The sequence below is a fragment of the Chryseobacterium herbae genome, assembly GCF_025154075.1.
Taxonomy (GTDB): domain Bacteria; phylum Bacteroidota; class Bacteroidia; order Flavobacteriales; family Weeksellaceae; genus Chryseobacterium; species Chryseobacterium herbae.
In genome coordinates this window covers 284,758-300,503 of sequence record NZ_JAOAMU010000004.1, presented here as the reverse complement: position 1 = coordinate 300,503, position 15,746 = coordinate 284,758, and the positions used below count along the sequence as shown (strand labels likewise).

The following is a 15,746-nucleotide window of genomic DNA, read 5'->3' as shown; positions in this document are numbered from 1 at the left end:
AAAAATTAAATACAGATCGTGTTAGATAAAATCATAAAATTCAGTATCAAAAACAAGGTGGTCGTTGGTATCATGACCCTCCTTCTCATTATCTGGGGCGTATGGAGTGCTACAAAACTTCCTATAGATGCTGTTCCTGATATTACCAACAATCAGGTGCAGATTATCACGGCTTGTCCTACACTCGCAGGGCAGGAAGTAGAGCAGCTTGTTACCTTTCCTATAGAACAGAGTATTGCCAATGTTCCGGATATCCAGGAAACCAGAAGTATTTCAAGATTCGGACTTTCCGTGATCACTGTGGTATTCAAAGAAAATGTAGACGTTTATTTTGCCAGACAGCTGATCAATGAGCAGTTGAAGCTGGCTGTTGAAGAAATCCCCAAAGGAGTAGGAACTCCCGAGCTTGCCCCGGTAAGTACAGGTCTTGGGGAAGTGTATCAGTATATTCTCCATCCGAAAAAAGGCAGCGAAAAGAAATATTCCGCCAAAGAACTCCGTACCATGCAGGACTGGATTGTCCGCAGACAGCTGAACGGAACGCCGGGTGTAGCAGAAATCAACAGTTTCGGAGGAGAATTGAAACAGTATGAAGTAGGAGTAAATCCAGACCGCCTTAAAGCAATGGGCGTAAGCATTTCTGACATTTTTACAGCCTTAGAAAAAAACAACCAGAACACCGGTGGAGCATATATAGACAAAAAACCGAATGCCTATTTTATTCGTGGAATTGGCTTTGTCACCTCATTGGAAGACATTAAAAATATTTCCGTTAAAAACGAAACAGGAAGCGTTCCCATTTTTATAAAAGACGTTGCAGATGTTCGTTTCGGAAGCGCTGTACGTTATGGAGCACTGACCTACAATGGAAAAGTAGATGCCGTAGGAGGTGTCGTCATGATGCTTAAAGGAGCCAACAGTAACGATGTGGTCAGCCTGATTAAAGCTAAAATTCCAACCATTCAGAAATCCCTTCCCGATGACGTGGTGATAGAACCCTTCTTAGACAGAACAGATCTTGTCGGAAGAGCCATCAATACCGTTGAGAAAAACCTGATAGAAGGTGCCCTGATCGTTATTTTTGTCCTTGTGGTTTTCCTTGGAAACCTGAGAGCCGGACTTATTGTTGCTTCTGCCATTCCATTATCCCTTCTTTTTGCTTTGGGAATGATGAATGTTTTCGGAGTCAGTGCCAATTTGATGAGCCTTGGAGCCATAGATTTCGGATTGATTGTGGATGGCGCCGTAATCATTGTTGAAGCCACCTTGCATCATTTAGGCGTAAGGAAATCGGTACGGAATCTTACCCAAAGCGAAATGGACGAGGAAGTTTTCCTTTCTGCGTCAAAAATCAGAAGCAGTGCGGCTTTTGGAGAAATTATTATCCTTATCGTTTATATCCCGATCCTTACATTAGCCGGAGTAGAAGGGAAAATGTTTACGCCAATGGCTAAGACAGTAGGATTTGCCATTTTAGGAGCATTGATCCTTTCACTGACCTATATTCCGATGATGAGCGCCTTATTCCTGTCCAAAAAGATTTCGCATAAAGAAACTTTTTCAGATAAGATGATGAACTTCCTGCAGAAGATCTATCAGCCGATGTTGCATAAAGCGGTTAAAGTAAAATACATCATTGTTTCGGCCACGATTTTCATTTTTATTGTGAGTGCGTTTATTTTCAAAAATATGGGTGGCGAATTTATTCCGCAGCTGCAGGAAGGGGATTATGCATTCCATTGTATTCTGCCACAGGGAAGTTCACTCAGTCAGAGTATCGAAACTTCCATGCAGGCTTCAAGAATTATCAAACAGTTTGATGAAGTGAAAATGGTTGTAGGAAAAACCGGTTCCGCTGAGGTTCCTACCGATCCGATGCCTCCGGAAGCCACCGACCTGATTGTCGTTTTAAAACCACAAAGCGAATGGAAATCAAAAAAATCATATACAGAACTCGCCGATGAGATCAGTGAGAAATTAGAAACCATTCCCGGGGTGTTTTTTGAAAAGAACCAGCCGATTCAGATGCGTTTCAATGAGCTGATGACAGGGATCAGACAGGATGTTGCCGTTAAAATTTTCGGAGAAAATCTGGATTCGCTGTCTATTTATGCAGATAAAGTAGGAAAGATCATCCAGACCGTTGATGGTGCGACGCCTCCTCAAATCGAAAGGATAAGCGGACTCCCCCAGATCAACGTAGAATACGACAGAACGAGAATGGCCAATTATGGTTTAAATATAGAAGACGTAAACAACGCCGTGAGTACAGCCTTTGCCGGAAAATCAGCCGGTCAGGTTTTTGAAAATGAAAGACGTTTTGATCTTGTAGTGCGTCTCGACAGTCTTCACAGAACGAATATCGATGATGTGAATAATTTAATGATCTCGACAGGGACAGGAGCACAGATTCCGCTTTCCCAGGTGGCCAATGTCAGCTATAAACTGGGTCCTGCACAGATCAGCCGTGAAGAAGGAAAAAGAAGAATCGTAATTGGATTCAATGTGAAAGGCCGTGATGTACAGAGTGTCGTAAAGGATATTCAGGCCAAACTGGATAAACAAATCAAGTTACCTTCCGGATATTACTTTACCTATGGTGGCCAGTTTGAAAATCTGCAGGAAGCCAGCAAGCGTCTGATGATCGCTGTTCCGGTTTCACTGTTTCTGATTTTTATGCTGCTTTATTTCACCTTTCACTCATTTAAGCAGGCTGCATTGATCTTTACAGCCATTCCAATGAGTGCCATCGGAGGAGTATTTGCTCTTCTTTTAAGAGATATGCCGTTCAGTATCAGTGCCGGAATCGGGTTTATCGCGCTTTTCGGTGTTGCAGTTCTTAACGGAATTGTTTTGATAGGAACCTTTAACCAACTGGAAAAAGATGGCGAAAAAGATGTATTGAAAAGAGTCTACGAAGGAACAAAAACCAGATTAAGACCCGTTCTGATGACCGCGACAGTAGCTTCATTAGGATTTCTGCCGATGGCGATTTCTACAGGAGCCGGAGCTGAGGTACAGAAACCTTTGGCAACCGTAGTCATCGGCGGATTGGTAACCGCTACATTCCTTACTTTATTTGTTCTGCCGATGCTTTATATTATTTTTAATTCAAAGATTCCACGAAAGATGAATAGAATTAAGCCCATCACAACAGTTATTGTTCTTGGATTTCTGATGTTCGGACAGACGTTCAAGGCACAGACCAGACAGATTTCCGTAGATCAGGCAGTAGAAATGGCCGCTGAAAACAATTTGGTTTTAAAATCAAAAGATCTGAATATAAAATCAGCAGAAGCTTTGAAAGGGACAGCAAAAGAGCTTCCCAAATTAAATTTTGAAGCACAGCTTGGACAGTACAACAGTCCGAAATTCGACCAGTCATTTGCCATTTCGCAGAGTATTCCTTTTCCTACGCTGTTCAAGGCGAGGAGAGAATTGATCACTGAAAATATAAAAAGCAGGCAGATCGATAAAGAAGTTTCGGCGAATGAACTTACAAAACAGGTAAGAACCTATTATTATCAGATCGAATATCTTCAGTACAATAAATTTAAACTGAAAGATCTTGACAGTCTTTATCAGGATTTTATCAGGATTGCAACGGTAAGATTTAAAGCAGGAGATATCAAGAAGATTGAAATTAATACAGCAGAAACCCAAAAAGGAGAAATCAATCTGCTGCTGAAACAGAATGAAGTGTATTTAAACAATGCCTATAAAAATCTAAAGACATTACTGAATACTTCCGAGAATTTCGAAGTTCCGTTTAAAAGTGATTACGAACCTTTGAGAACAGAAAATATTCTGGACAGCTCATCAATAGCCAACAATCCTACGGTCAAAGCTTTTTATCATGAAATGGAAATTGCTGACAAGAATAAAAATGTGGAAAAATCACAGGGACTTCCTGAATTCAGCCTTGGTCTGACGAGCCAGTCATTAATAGGTTTGCATACCAAAAACGGACAGGAGAAATTCTATAATGCCGGAGACCGTTTCAATTCGTTTTCTGTAGGTGTTGCCATTCCATTGACGTTTGGAGCGACAAAAGCGAGAATGCAATCTCTGGAATATGAAAAATATGCCGCTGAAACCAATGCGAAGATGCAGCAGAAACAACTTTCTACACAGCTTGAAAATGCTTTCGGACAGTATCAGCAGGATATACAGCAGTATGAATATTATGTAAGTCAGGCCATTCCGAACGCGGAAAAAATTGTCAAAGCAGCCCAGTTAGGGTACAAAACAGGAGAAATCTCTTACGTAGAATATCTTTTTGCCCTGCAGACCGCCACTAATATTCAGTTGAAATATTTAGAATCCATTCAGCAGGTCAACCAATCTGTAGTTACTATTAATTCAATCATCAATAAATAACATGAAAATAAAGCACAATATCATATCTCTGACTTTCATCACGGCACTCTTACTTACGAGCTGCGGGAAAAAAGAAACGCCGGCAGAAAAACCAGAAGTGAAAACTGAAAAAGCTGAAGCCGGTCATGAAGAAGCGCCACAGACTATTGCTTCACTAACGGAAGAACAAATCAAATCGGTCGGGATATCTTTAGGTCCTGTGGAAATGAAAGAACTTACTTCCACCGTCAAAGCAAACGGTCTTCTGAGAGTTCCCAATAATAATAAAGCTACTATCACCTCTCTATACGGAGGAGTGATCAAAACCCTGAATGTCCAGGTAGGAAGCATTGTAAAAAAAGGACAAGTGATTGCAACTATCGCGAATCCTGAATTTATCCAGTTACAGGAAGAATATCTGACGACGAACAGCAGAATTACCTATGCAGAGCAGGAATACAGAAGACAGCGCGAGCTTTTTGACAATGACGCAGGCGCAAAGAAAAACCTGCAGAGTTCAGATGCTGAACTTAAAACCCTGAGAACGAAAAAAGCTTCCCTTTTGAGACAGCTTCAGATGATGGGAATCAGTCCGGGAAAAGTGAATAATGGCAATATGAGATCAGGGTTGGTGATTACTGCCCCAATCAGCGGAACTGTAAGCAGTATTTCAGCACAGATCGGAAGTTATGTAGATGTTTCGTCACCTGTGGCTGAGGTTATCGACAATAATTCGATTCACCTTGATCTGCAGGTTTTTGAAAAAGATCTTCCTAAAATGAGAGTAGGGCAGATTGTGCATTTCAAGCTGACCAATAATCCTGAAACTGAATATGACGCTATGGTGTACAGTGTAGGATCTTCTTTTGAAAACGAAAGCAAGACGGTTTCAGTACATGGCACAGTAACCGGAAATAAAGCAGGTCTCATCGATGGAATGAATATTACAGGAATTGTCAGCCTGGATAAAAATACAACACCTGCTGTTCCAAACGAAGCCATTGTAGAAGCAGACGGAAAATACTATGTCTTCATCCGTACCGATAAAAAACAGGAGGAACATGAGGAGGAAGAAGGTGGAGACGATCACAAAAATGAAAAAGGAGAACCTGCGGAACATAAAAAGACGTTGAATTTTGAAAAAGTAGAAGTGATAAAAGGTACCTCAGATATGGGCTATACGGCCATTACAGCTATAAAGGGAATTCCTGCTGATGCCAGAATTGTAGTGAAAGGAGCTTTTTTCGTTAATGCTAAACTTTCCAATTCGGGCGGGCATGAACATTAAAATAAGGAAATGATAACCGATTTATAGAAACAGGCCGGAAGAACTACCGATTTTTATGCCTAAATTAGAGGTGTTTACGGTACATGTTCAGAGTCAGAATACAAGAAACATTCTAATACATCATTCAGTTATGCTGCTAAACAAGAAAATATCCATCTGGTATTTCATCCGTGAAATAAAAACCCAGATCCTGTATATGGGCATATTTGCTGTGTCCATAGGATTATTAGACCTTCTCCCATGGTTCCGGAAAATCTCACTTCCCCTTAATATTCCTGCTCTTTTGGGAACGGCTGTATCATTGCTGCTGGCGTTCCGTACTTCCCAATCCTACGAAAGATGGTGGGAAGCCCGAACAGTCTGGGGCGCGATAGTGAATGATTCAAGAACGCTGATGAGATTGGTCATCCAGTTTTTCCCTGCAGGAGAAGATAAGATCATCAAGGAATTTGCAGAAAGACAGATCATCTGGACCTATGCACTTGGTGAATCTCTGAGAAGACAGCCTTTTTCGGACAGAGTTCAGAATTATCTGAATGAACATCAGATCAAAGCGACCAATGTTCCGAATGCACTTCTGGATGAGCATTCCCAACGGCTCAGAGAGATAGCTTCTTCAAAAGGTTTGACGGATTTTCAACAGATGCAGCTGAATGACATTATCACCAGGCTCTGCGACAGTATGGGAAAATGTGAAAGGCTGAAAAACACAGTATTTCCGAGGTCGTACAGTATTTTGTTGCATACCTTAATTTATGTTTTTGCAGCCATCCTTCCTTTTGGATTGGATGATGGACAGCTTGCTGTTGAGATTATCGTTACTTTCCTTATTCCGGTTATGTTTCTTGCCATCGAAAAAACATCCATTATTATGCAGGATCCTTTTGAAAACGGACCTGTAGATACGCCTGTGACTTCATTGGCGCAGACCATCGAAATTAATATTAAACAGATGACAGGAGATCAGAATGTTCCTGCCAAAAAAGATAATTCTTTGTATTACGAAATGTGATCAACTAAAATTTCAGAAAAACATGGAAGAAATAAAAACACAAACAGGTTCACCGGCCAGCAGACATAAAAAGAACCTGCTTTTTGTCTTGTTGCTGAGTGGAACCTACATGATCGCTGAGGTGATCGGCGGTCTCGTTACCCAAAGTCTTGCACTGATGGCTGATGCCGCACATATGCTGACAGATGTGGTGGGATTGTTTTTGGCATTTATCGCCATCAAAATAGGAGAGCGGAAAGCAGATGCATCTAAAACATTCGGGTATTACCGGACAGAAATATTGGCAGCCGTAATCAACGCTGTCGTATTACTGGGTATTTCCCTGTATGTATTGTATGAAGCTTACCAAAGATTTCAGAATCCTCCGGCAGTCCAGAGTAAAACAATGTTGATTGTAGCGGGAATAGGACTTGTAGTCAACATTATCGGGATGATGATTCTGAGAAAAGATTCAGAAGGAAGTCTGAATATGAAAGGTGCTTATTTTGAAGTGCTTTCTGATATGCTTACCTCCATCGGAGTCATGATCGCAGGGGTTATTATGCTGACAACAGGTTGGTATTATGCAGATCCAATTATTTCTGCATTGATTGGTCTTTTGATTTTCCCGAGAACCTGGCGTTTATTGAAAGAAGCAGTGAATGTATTGCTGGAAGGAACTCCGAAAGACGTGGATATTCATCAACTGCGTCAATCACTGGAAGAAGTTCCTGGCGTGAAAAATGTCCATGATCTTCATGTATGGTCATTGACATCAAGCGTAAATGCCATGAGCGCGCACATTGTCAGAGATACCGGAACGGCTCAGAATCCATTGCTGAAAACTTTGACGGAAGTTACCACTGCGAATTTTAAAATCAGTCATACGACTTTTCAGATTGAAGAGGAAGGCTATGAAGAACAGGAAATGCATCTTTAAAAATTAATTGTAAAAATGAAAAAAGATATAGAAACCAAACTCATCGATAAAAATACCAAGCCTACCAGCATGCGGATTCTGGTGTATGATTTTTTGAGTACACAGGAAGCTGCACTATCCCTTTCAGAGGTGGAAAATCATTTTGACAATGCAGATAGGACCACCATTTACCGGACACTGAAAACGTTCGAAGAAAAAGGAATTGTCCATAGTATCCAGGAAAATACGACTACAAAATATAAATTATGCGATGACGGCTGCGATGAGAAAACCCACAAAGACTGGCATCTCCATTTTTACTGCAAAATATGTAAGCAGACGACCTGCAGAGAAGATATTTCCTTTCCTCAAAATGTTCAGGGCAATTTCAGAATCGATGAAATAAGACTTTTTGCCAAAGGAATCTGCGAAAACTGTCTTGAAAGTTTGCAATAGTATTGCATCGAGTATAACCCTAATTTTACATCAAAATAGTATTTATGGAAGAATGTTGCAGTACAAAACCCAAAAAGAAAGAACAGCATACACACGATCATTCAGAAGGAGACGGACATGATCACTCTCACGATACAGGAGACAAAACACCTTTCCAGATGTTTCTTCCTGCCATCATCTCTTTCGTGCTGTTGCTGATAGGAATAGCATTAGACAATTATATAAAAACAGAATGGTTCACAGGTTGGGTACGGTTAGTATGGTATCTGGCAGCTTATGCTCCCGTAGGTCTTCCGGTTTTAAAGGAAGCGTATGAAAGCATTATCAAGGGAGATGTATTCTCTGAATTTTTCCTGATGGGAATCGCCACAGTAGGAGCATTTGTGATCGGGGAATATCCAGAAGGTGTTGCCGTAATGCTTTTTTATTCCGTAGGAGAAGTATTCCAGGGAATGGCGGTTTCAAGAGCAAAGGGAAACATCAAAGCCTTATTGGATCAGCGTCCTGATGAGGTAACGATCATTGAAGCCAGCCAGCCAAAGACCATTAAAGCCAAAGAAACCAAGATAGGAGACATCATTCAATTGAAACCCGGAGAAAAACTAGCCCTTGACGGTGAACTGATGACTGAATCAGCTTCGTTCAATACCGCAGCGCTCACAGGTGAAAGCAAACCGGATACTAAGACAAAAGGGGAAGCCGTACTGGCAGGGATGATCAATATGAACAGTATTGCTCTCGTAAAAGTGAATACCGCTTACGAAGACAGCAAGCTGAGTAAAATTCTGGAACTGGTTCAAAACGCCACCGCACAGAAAGCCCCGACCGAATTATTCATCAGAAAATTTGCAAAAGTATATACCCCGATTGTTGTATTTCTTGCCATAGGAATCTGTCTTCTGCCGTATTTCTTTGTGAATGATTATCAGTTCAGAGACTGGTTATACAGAGCATTGATCTTTCTGGTGATCTCATGTCCTTGTGCATTGGTGATCTCTATTCCGTTGGGGTATTTTGGAGGAATCGGAGCTGCGAGCAGAAACGGGATCTTATTTAAAGGAAGTAATTTCTTAGACAGTATCGCAGAAATCCAGAATGTGGTGATGGATAAAACCGGAACCATGACGGAAGGTGTATTCAAAGTACAGGAAGTAATCATTCAGCCTGAATTCAATAAAGACGAAATCCTGAAACTGGTTAATGTGCTCGAAAGTAAAAGTACCCATCCGGTAGCCACAGCAATCCATAATTATGCAGGAGAGATTGATCATTCTATTCCTCTGGAAAACGTGGAAGAAATTGCAGGACATGGTTTGAAAGCGTCAGTCAATGGAAAAGAATTACTAGTTGGTAATTTTAAGTTAATGGATAAGTTCAGTATCAGCTACGATACCAACCACGCTAATATTGTATACACGCTTATTGCCATAGCTTATGATAAAAAGTTTGCAGGCTACATCACCATTGCAGACAGTATAAAAAGCGATGCCAAAGAAACCGTTGACAACCTACACAGAATGGGCGTAAAAGCCACCATGCTCAGTGGTGATAAAAGTACCGTTGTCAAGTATGTAGCCGACCAACTGGGCATCGACAGCGCTTTCGGCGATCTCTTACCGGAAGATAAAGTGAATAAAGTAAAAGAAATTAAAGCGAAAAATCAAACCGTAGCCTTTGTTGGCGATGGCGTGAATGATGCTCCGGTAGTTGCGCTAAGCGACGTAGGAATTGCCATGGGCGGACTCGGAAGCGATGCAACGATTGAAACCGCAGATGTCGTTATCCAGGACGATAAACCAAGCAAAATCCCAATGGCGATCAATATCGGTAAGCAAACCAAAAAGATTGTATGGCAGAATATTATTTTAGCCTTCGCGGTAAAAGCAGTTGTCCTAGCCCTTGGAGCCGGAGGTCTGGCAACCATGTGGGAAGCCGTATTCGCAGATGTGGGAGTAGCAATGCTGGCGATATTAAATGCAGTGAGAATCCAGAGGATGAAGTTTAATTAGGAAGCAGGGGTTAGGTAGCAGATGGTAGGTTGCAGGTAGCAGGTGTCAAGTAATAGCTTCTAGGATAAAGCGACCCATTATTAGCGTTATAAAATTTTATCGGAGATAAAATCCTTGCGCCTTAAAGCATCCTTTTTGTGATATTCTTCGCGCCTTTGCTATAAAAACACAACATCATCCATTTAAAAATAAAAACACCCAAACCTTATAGGTTTTCAAAACCTATAAGGTTTTTTTACACAAAAACTGTAAAACTGAATAATAATAAAAGCTGATAGATAGCAGGCAGGTGCCAAACAATAGCTTTTAGGATGAAGCGACCCATTATTAGGATTATAAAATTTTATCGGAGATAAAATCCTTGCGCCTTAAAGCATCCTTTTTGTGATATTCTTCGCGCCTTTGCGATAAAAAACACTACATCATCCATTTAAAAATAAAAACACCCAAACCTTATAGATTTCCAAAATCTATAAGGTTTTTTATACACAAAAAAAGAATCTGCAAAATCTCCACAATCCACGCGAAAAAGAATAATAATATTAAAAGCTTTATTCCATAATTCAAAACCTCGCATCCCGTAACCCGTATCCGCTCACCGAAAAATAATCAATGACATTCATCATAAATAATCCATAAACCCAATTTGAGTAGTATATTTGTACAACAGAACTGATCATTGAGACTTTTTATATCCATATTCATCATTTTCACCATTGCATTACGCCCCGTTTTGCCATTGGTGAACTATGCCGTGAACTATGATTATATTGTGAAAAATCTCTGTGAGAACAGGAATATTCCTCAGTCTACGTGTAAAGGGAAGTGCTACGTCAGCAAAGAACTGGCAAAAACGGAAAAGCAGTCCAATAATTCCCAGGTCATCAAAATATCTGTACTGGATGTTTTTGTTTCCCACGATACACTTTCATTTTTAGGACTGAAAGAATCTGATGCTGAAGATGAAGCCATACATTCACGTTATGCTGTTGACGATACTTCGGAATACTTTTCCAGGATATTTCATCCTCCTTTAGCTTAATTTCAACTATTCTTTTAGTTTTTTCTCAAAGTGCCCTCGTTTGTTATGACCGGATATTGTTTTTTAAAGCAATGGATGGTAAAAGCGGTGCTTACCTTTGTGTTAAAAATTAATTTACATATTCACAATACTATCAATTTCAATTTACCATTAAAATGAAATCAAAAATTATTTTGACTGCATTATTGTCAGTTTCATTATTCGCCTGTGGTCAGGAAACCCCTAAAGTAAAGCATAAAAAGAGCGCTGCCTCTTCAAAATCGACCGCTAAAAAAGTAAAATTTGCCAATGCAGAAGATCCTATTTGTCACATGAAAACGGAAGATGATATGAAAGATACGGCAGTCTATAAAAATAAAACGTACGGTTTTTGCAGTAGCCTATGTAAGGACGAGTTCAAAAAAAATCCTGAGAAATATGTCCAAAAATAATAAAACCAAAACCGGAGCAAAGAGAAAAGTGATTATTCCGATTGCAATTTTCGCTCTTCTGTTTCTGGGAATAGGGGTAGGAATGGGATATTTCAAGAAGAACCTGTACACGGTAATGAAGGTTCCCGATTTTGAACTCACCGACCAGAACAATAAAAAAATCACCAATAAAGATATGCTGGGAAAAGTATATCTGGTAGAGTTTTTCTTTAGCAGATGTCCTACGATTTGTCCTGTGATGAACCGGAATATGAGGTTTATCGAAGATGAGGTAAACAGTCCTGAATTCGGGATTATTTCAATAAGTATAGATCCGGAAAACGATACACCCGCTGCATTGAAAGAACATGCTAAAAGTGTAGGCGCAAAATCTCCGGACTGGCATTTTCTTACCGGAAACAGAGATTATATCGGAAAGCTGGCAGACCAGTTCAACATCTATGTGGGAGATAAGGAAGACGACAGCGAAAGCCTTAACCACAGCGGAATGATCGCTTTGGTAGATAAAGAAGGAAATATCCGTTGCAGATACAATAAAGATAAAATGCCGATCCTGTATTACTCCGGATTGAATTATGAAGATCTGGAAGGGAAAACTCCCAAACTTAACGGAAAGTATCATCCTGACAGAGAAATATTGATCGAGGATATTAAGAAATTATTGAAATAGAGTAGGGAAAGGAAGATAGAAGAATGAAGCTGGAAGTTTAATGATGAGGATAATGAGGAATGATAGTCATCAATGTAAAGGCTTAAAAGACTGAATGAAATTGAGATCATGGAGTAGAGGAGTCTTAATGCAGAAGCTAATGACGGGGAGAATGATTGGTAGGACTCATGAATGCGGATGATTAAAAAGATGAGATGAAGAAGTATCAATGAAGGATAATCATCTTCCTGCCTCCCTTCTATAAATGAAAAAATATTGTTAAACCATAAAAACAAAACGTTATGAAGATTTTGAAAGTAGCAGCTTTAAGTGCCGTATTTGCCGCACAGTTTGCTTTTGCGCAGTTTAAGCAGACGCCGCTTCCATATGCATACAATGCACTGGAGGGTTCGGTAGATGCACAGACGATGGAAATTCACTATTCAAAGCATGCTGCAGCCTATGTTGCCAATTTGAATAAAGCGATTGCCGGAACACCACAGGAAAAACAAACGCTTTTCCAGATCCTTTCAGGAGTTTCTAAACTTACGCCAGCAGTAAGAAACAATGCAGGTGGACATTACAACCACGAGCTTTTCTGGACAGTGCTTACGCCCGTAAAAAATACACAGCCTTCTGAGAAACTGGCTAAAGCGATTACGGAAACTTTCGGAAGTATGGATGCATTCAAAGAAAAAATCAGTAAAGCAGGTGCAGACCGTTTCGGTTCAGGATGGGCATGGCTTTCTGTAGATAAGAGCGGGAAATTATTTGTGTCTTCTACAGGAAATCAGGATAATCCTTTGATGGATGTTGTGGAAGAAAAAGGAACTCCAATCTTAGGAATTGACGTTTGGGAACACGCTTATTACCTGAAATACCAGAACAAGAGAGCAGACTATCTTGCTGCCATCTGGAATGTGCTTAACTGGAAAGAGGTGAGCAGAAGATATGATGAAGCCGTAAGCAAGAAATAACAGATGAATTTAATTTGCAGCATATTCCTCACTCTTTATATGGTGTTCAGACCTCTGATCCCATTGATGGAGTATGCTGTAAATTATGATTATATCTCCACCGTTCTCTGTATCAATAAAAGCAAACCGGAGCTTCACTGTAACGGAAAATGCTACCTGAGCAAAGAACTTGCAAAGACGAATGATTCCGATTCTTCGCCTTTAAACAAAACTAAAAATTCAGGACAGAAAGTTCTTGATATCTGTACACTCCCTGAAATTACGGGAATCAATAAAGCGGAAAGTTTCCTTTCTGTAAACTTCAATTTTCTCTACGAAACAGCCTATTCTTTTCTGTTTCTCAAACATATTTTCAAACCACCGGTTTTTTAAGTTCAATTTTAATCTTTACCGACCACAAAGAAGATAAAGACTTTTCTTAAGCAGTTTCTCGTACTATTTTAGAAAGCTTAAGTGTTCTTCTATGCAGTTTTTCAATACACTTTAAATTACTGAAGTGTCAAAAAACTTTTGTGCCTTTTGTGGTTATTTTTCACCACAGATTGCACAAATTTTCACAGATGTTTATGCATATCATTCAAGATGAAAATCTTTGATTTTATTAAACTTAAGTGATCTTCTTATTCAAAAGTATTTCAACTTCAAGTAACTAAAGTGTCAAAAAACTTTTGCGCCTTTTGTGGTTAAAAAAAATGAATGTTCACGCATTCAAAAGCATTTCTATTTTAAAAATTCAACTTAAAAAATCAAAATGAAAATTTATAAATTTTTATCATTATTCTTTATTGCCTTTAATTTATTCACTTTATCATCATGCCGAAACAACGATGATGACGATCCGCAGGATACTTCAACCGGAAATCTTCAGATAAAATTTGAAAACGGATTCAATAATCTGGGGGATATCGTACTGAACCAAACTGTGCAGACCTCTGCCGCCGGGCAAAAACACAAATTTTCGACCCTAAAATATATCATCAGTAATATCACTCTGATTGATGAGGGAGGAAATGAATTCAAATACAATGAAAATAATCCCGATAAAGGAGCTTTCATCGTAGATCAAGCCGATGCAGTTGCCGGAGTTATCTATCTTAATCTGAACGGAATTCCGAAAAACAACTACAAAAAAGTAAAATTCGGACTCGGAATCAACCCAAAAGCTTATTTCCTGGGGCAGGATGGGCAGGCAGAATTCTGGGCGAAAGCCAAGCAGAAAGGAATGTCCTGGTCATGGGCAGCCGGTTATGTATTTGTTAAACTGGAAGGGAAATATGGAACCGCTTCCGCAGATACAGAATTTATGAATCATGCCGGAAACATGGGAAACATAACAGCCAATGATATGCCTGATCTTTACCGGGAAATTACGTTGAGCCTTCCTACAACCGCTAGAGTAACTGCAGAGATAAGACCTTCCATTCACATTCTTGCAGATCTTAATCAGTTTCTGAGTGGAACTAAAACCCTTTCTCTTACCACAGGAAATAATATGATGATGGGCTCAGGTCAGCATCTGGTGGATGTCACTAATAATCTTACAACGATGTTTAAAGTAGATCATGTTCATAATGATTAGGATTTTATTAAAAACAATAGTGGTGGTCATTACATTTCTGAGCTGTTTATCCTGTTCAAATGAGGTGATGCAGCCGCTTGAAAAAGATGAGGCCTATTCATTGCAGTTCCCATCTTACTTTCCAGAAATGACTTTCGATGCATCCGGGAATCCGGTGACGAAAAACGGAGTAGAACTGGGTAGAAAATTATTTTACGAAGGAAGGCTTTCCAGAAACAATACCATATCGTGCGGCTTCTGCCATATTCAGGAAAATGCTTTTACACACCACGGTCATAACGTAAGCCATGGCGTAGATGACAGGATTGGAATCCGTAATGCACCACCCATTCAAAATATGGCCTTTCTGAAAAGATATATGTGGGACGGTGTGATTCATAATCTGAACGAACAGCCCATCATTCCGATCACAGATGCGAATGAAATGGACAGCTCAATGCCGGAAGTACTTTCTAAATTAAAAGATGACCCGAAGTATAAAAAACTCTTCATGGCCGCTTATGGTGACGAGAGTATAACCGGAGAAAGAATATTGAAGGCTCTGTCGCAGTTTATGGTCAGCATGATTTCCGCGGATTCGAAATATGACAGGGTTAAACAGGGAAAAGAAAATTTCACTTCTGATGAATCTCAGGGAATGGCTCTTTTTAATCAGAAATGTGCTTCCTGTCACAATGGTGAATTATTTACTGATGAGAGTTTCAGGAATACAGGAATGTATTACAATACCCAGTTCAAAGATGCGGGACGTCATCGCGTAACTCTTGATCAGAAAGACTGGATGAAATTTCGTGTGCCGAGCCTGAGAAATGTAGAATATACTGCGCCTTATATGCATGACGGGAGATTTTACACGTTAGGAGCAGTTCTTAATTTCTATTCAGATAATGTGGAGGATAATCCCAATCTGGATCCGCAGCTGAAACAGAACGGACATATCGGAATTGCGATGAATACTCAGGAAAAGGATTTTATCATCGCCTTTTTGAAAACCTTATCTGATAAAAACTTTATTTCTAATCCAAAATTTGCAGAATGAGCATCAT

The 15,746-nt window shown here is 39.9% G+C and carries 13 protein-coding genes; all 13 read left to right on the top strand.

Annotated elements, in window-relative coordinates; genetic code table 11:
* The first annotated feature begins 18 nt into the window (after nucleotides 1-18).
* The 13 genes from N0B48_RS14490 to N0B48_RS14430 all read left to right on the top strand — a co-directional run bounded on the left by N0B48_RS14490 (nucleotide 19) and on the right by N0B48_RS14430 (nucleotide 15,739).
* Nucleotides 19-4,380, top strand: a complete 4,362-nt coding sequence (locus N0B48_RS14490) for a CusA/CzcA family heavy metal efflux RND transporter (RefSeq protein WP_259839467.1) — start codon at nucleotides 19-21, stop codon at nucleotides 4,378-4,380.
* 1 nt (nucleotide 4,381) lies between these two features.
* Complete coding sequence (locus N0B48_RS14485) at nucleotides 4,382-5,647, top strand: efflux RND transporter periplasmic adaptor subunit (RefSeq protein WP_259839466.1); 1,266 nt, start codon at nucleotides 4,382-4,384, stop codon at nucleotides 5,645-5,647.
* Between the two features lie 130 nt (nucleotides 5,648-5,777).
* Nucleotides 5,778-6,659 (top strand): bestrophin family protein, encoded by an 882-nt coding sequence (locus N0B48_RS14480; protein ID WP_259839644.1) that lies wholly within the window; start codon nucleotides 5,778-5,780, stop codon nucleotides 6,657-6,659.
* Between the two features lie 22 nt (nucleotides 6,660-6,681).
* Nucleotides 6,682-7,578 (top strand): cation diffusion facilitator family transporter, encoded by an 897-nt coding sequence (locus N0B48_RS14475; RefSeq protein ID WP_259839465.1) that lies wholly within the window; start codon nucleotides 6,682-6,684, stop codon nucleotides 7,576-7,578.
* 15 nt (nucleotides 7,579-7,593) lie between these two features.
* Complete coding sequence (locus N0B48_RS14470) at nucleotides 7,594-8,013, top strand: Fur family transcriptional regulator (RefSeq protein WP_259839464.1); 420 nt, start codon at nucleotides 7,594-7,596, stop codon at nucleotides 8,011-8,013.
* Nucleotides 8,014-8,057: 44 nt separating this feature from the next.
* On the top strand, nucleotides 8,058-10,022 hold the full coding sequence (locus N0B48_RS14465) for a heavy metal translocating P-type ATPase (protein ID WP_259839463.1): 1,965 nt from the start codon (nucleotides 8,058-8,060) through the stop codon (nucleotides 10,020-10,022).
* Between the two features lie 679 nt (nucleotides 10,023-10,701).
* Nucleotides 10,702-11,064 (top strand): hypothetical protein, encoded by a 363-nt coding sequence (locus N0B48_RS14460; RefSeq protein ID WP_259839462.1) that lies wholly within the window; start codon nucleotides 10,702-10,704, stop codon nucleotides 11,062-11,064.
* 155 nt (nucleotides 11,065-11,219) lie between these two features.
* Nucleotides 11,220-11,495 (top strand): YHS domain-containing protein, encoded by a 276-nt coding sequence (locus tag N0B48_RS14455; protein ID WP_259839461.1) that lies wholly within the window; start codon nucleotides 11,220-11,222, stop codon nucleotides 11,493-11,495.
* On the top strand, nucleotides 11,482-12,165 hold the full coding sequence (locus N0B48_RS14450) for an SCO family protein (protein ID WP_259839460.1): 684 nt from the start codon (nucleotides 11,482-11,484) through the stop codon (nucleotides 12,163-12,165). Before N0B48_RS14455 ends, N0B48_RS14450 begins: the two co-directional genes overlap by 14 nt.
* A 281-nt stretch (nucleotides 12,166-12,446) precedes the next feature.
* Nucleotides 12,447-13,121, top strand: a complete 675-nt coding sequence (locus N0B48_RS14445; protein WP_259839459.1) for a superoxide dismutase — start codon at nucleotides 12,447-12,449, stop codon at nucleotides 13,119-13,121.
* 3 nt (nucleotides 13,122-13,124) lie between these two features.
* Nucleotides 13,125-13,493 carry a hypothetical protein gene (locus N0B48_RS14440; protein WP_259839458.1) on the top strand — a complete coding sequence of 123 codons (369 nt, stop codon included), beginning with the start codon at nucleotides 13,125-13,127 and terminating at the stop codon, nucleotides 13,491-13,493.
* A gap of 379 nt (nucleotides 13,494-13,872) precedes the next feature.
* A complete protein-coding gene (locus N0B48_RS14435) occupies nucleotides 13,873-14,700 on the top strand; it encodes an MbnP family protein (RefSeq protein ID WP_259839457.1) in 828 nt (275 codons plus the stop codon).
* Complete coding sequence (locus N0B48_RS14430) at nucleotides 14,693-15,739, top strand: cytochrome-c peroxidase (protein ID WP_259839456.1); 1,047 nt, start codon at nucleotides 14,693-14,695, stop codon at nucleotides 15,737-15,739. Before N0B48_RS14435 ends, N0B48_RS14430 begins: the two co-directional genes overlap by 8 nt.
* The last annotated feature ends 7 nt before the right edge of the window (nucleotides 15,740-15,746 follow it).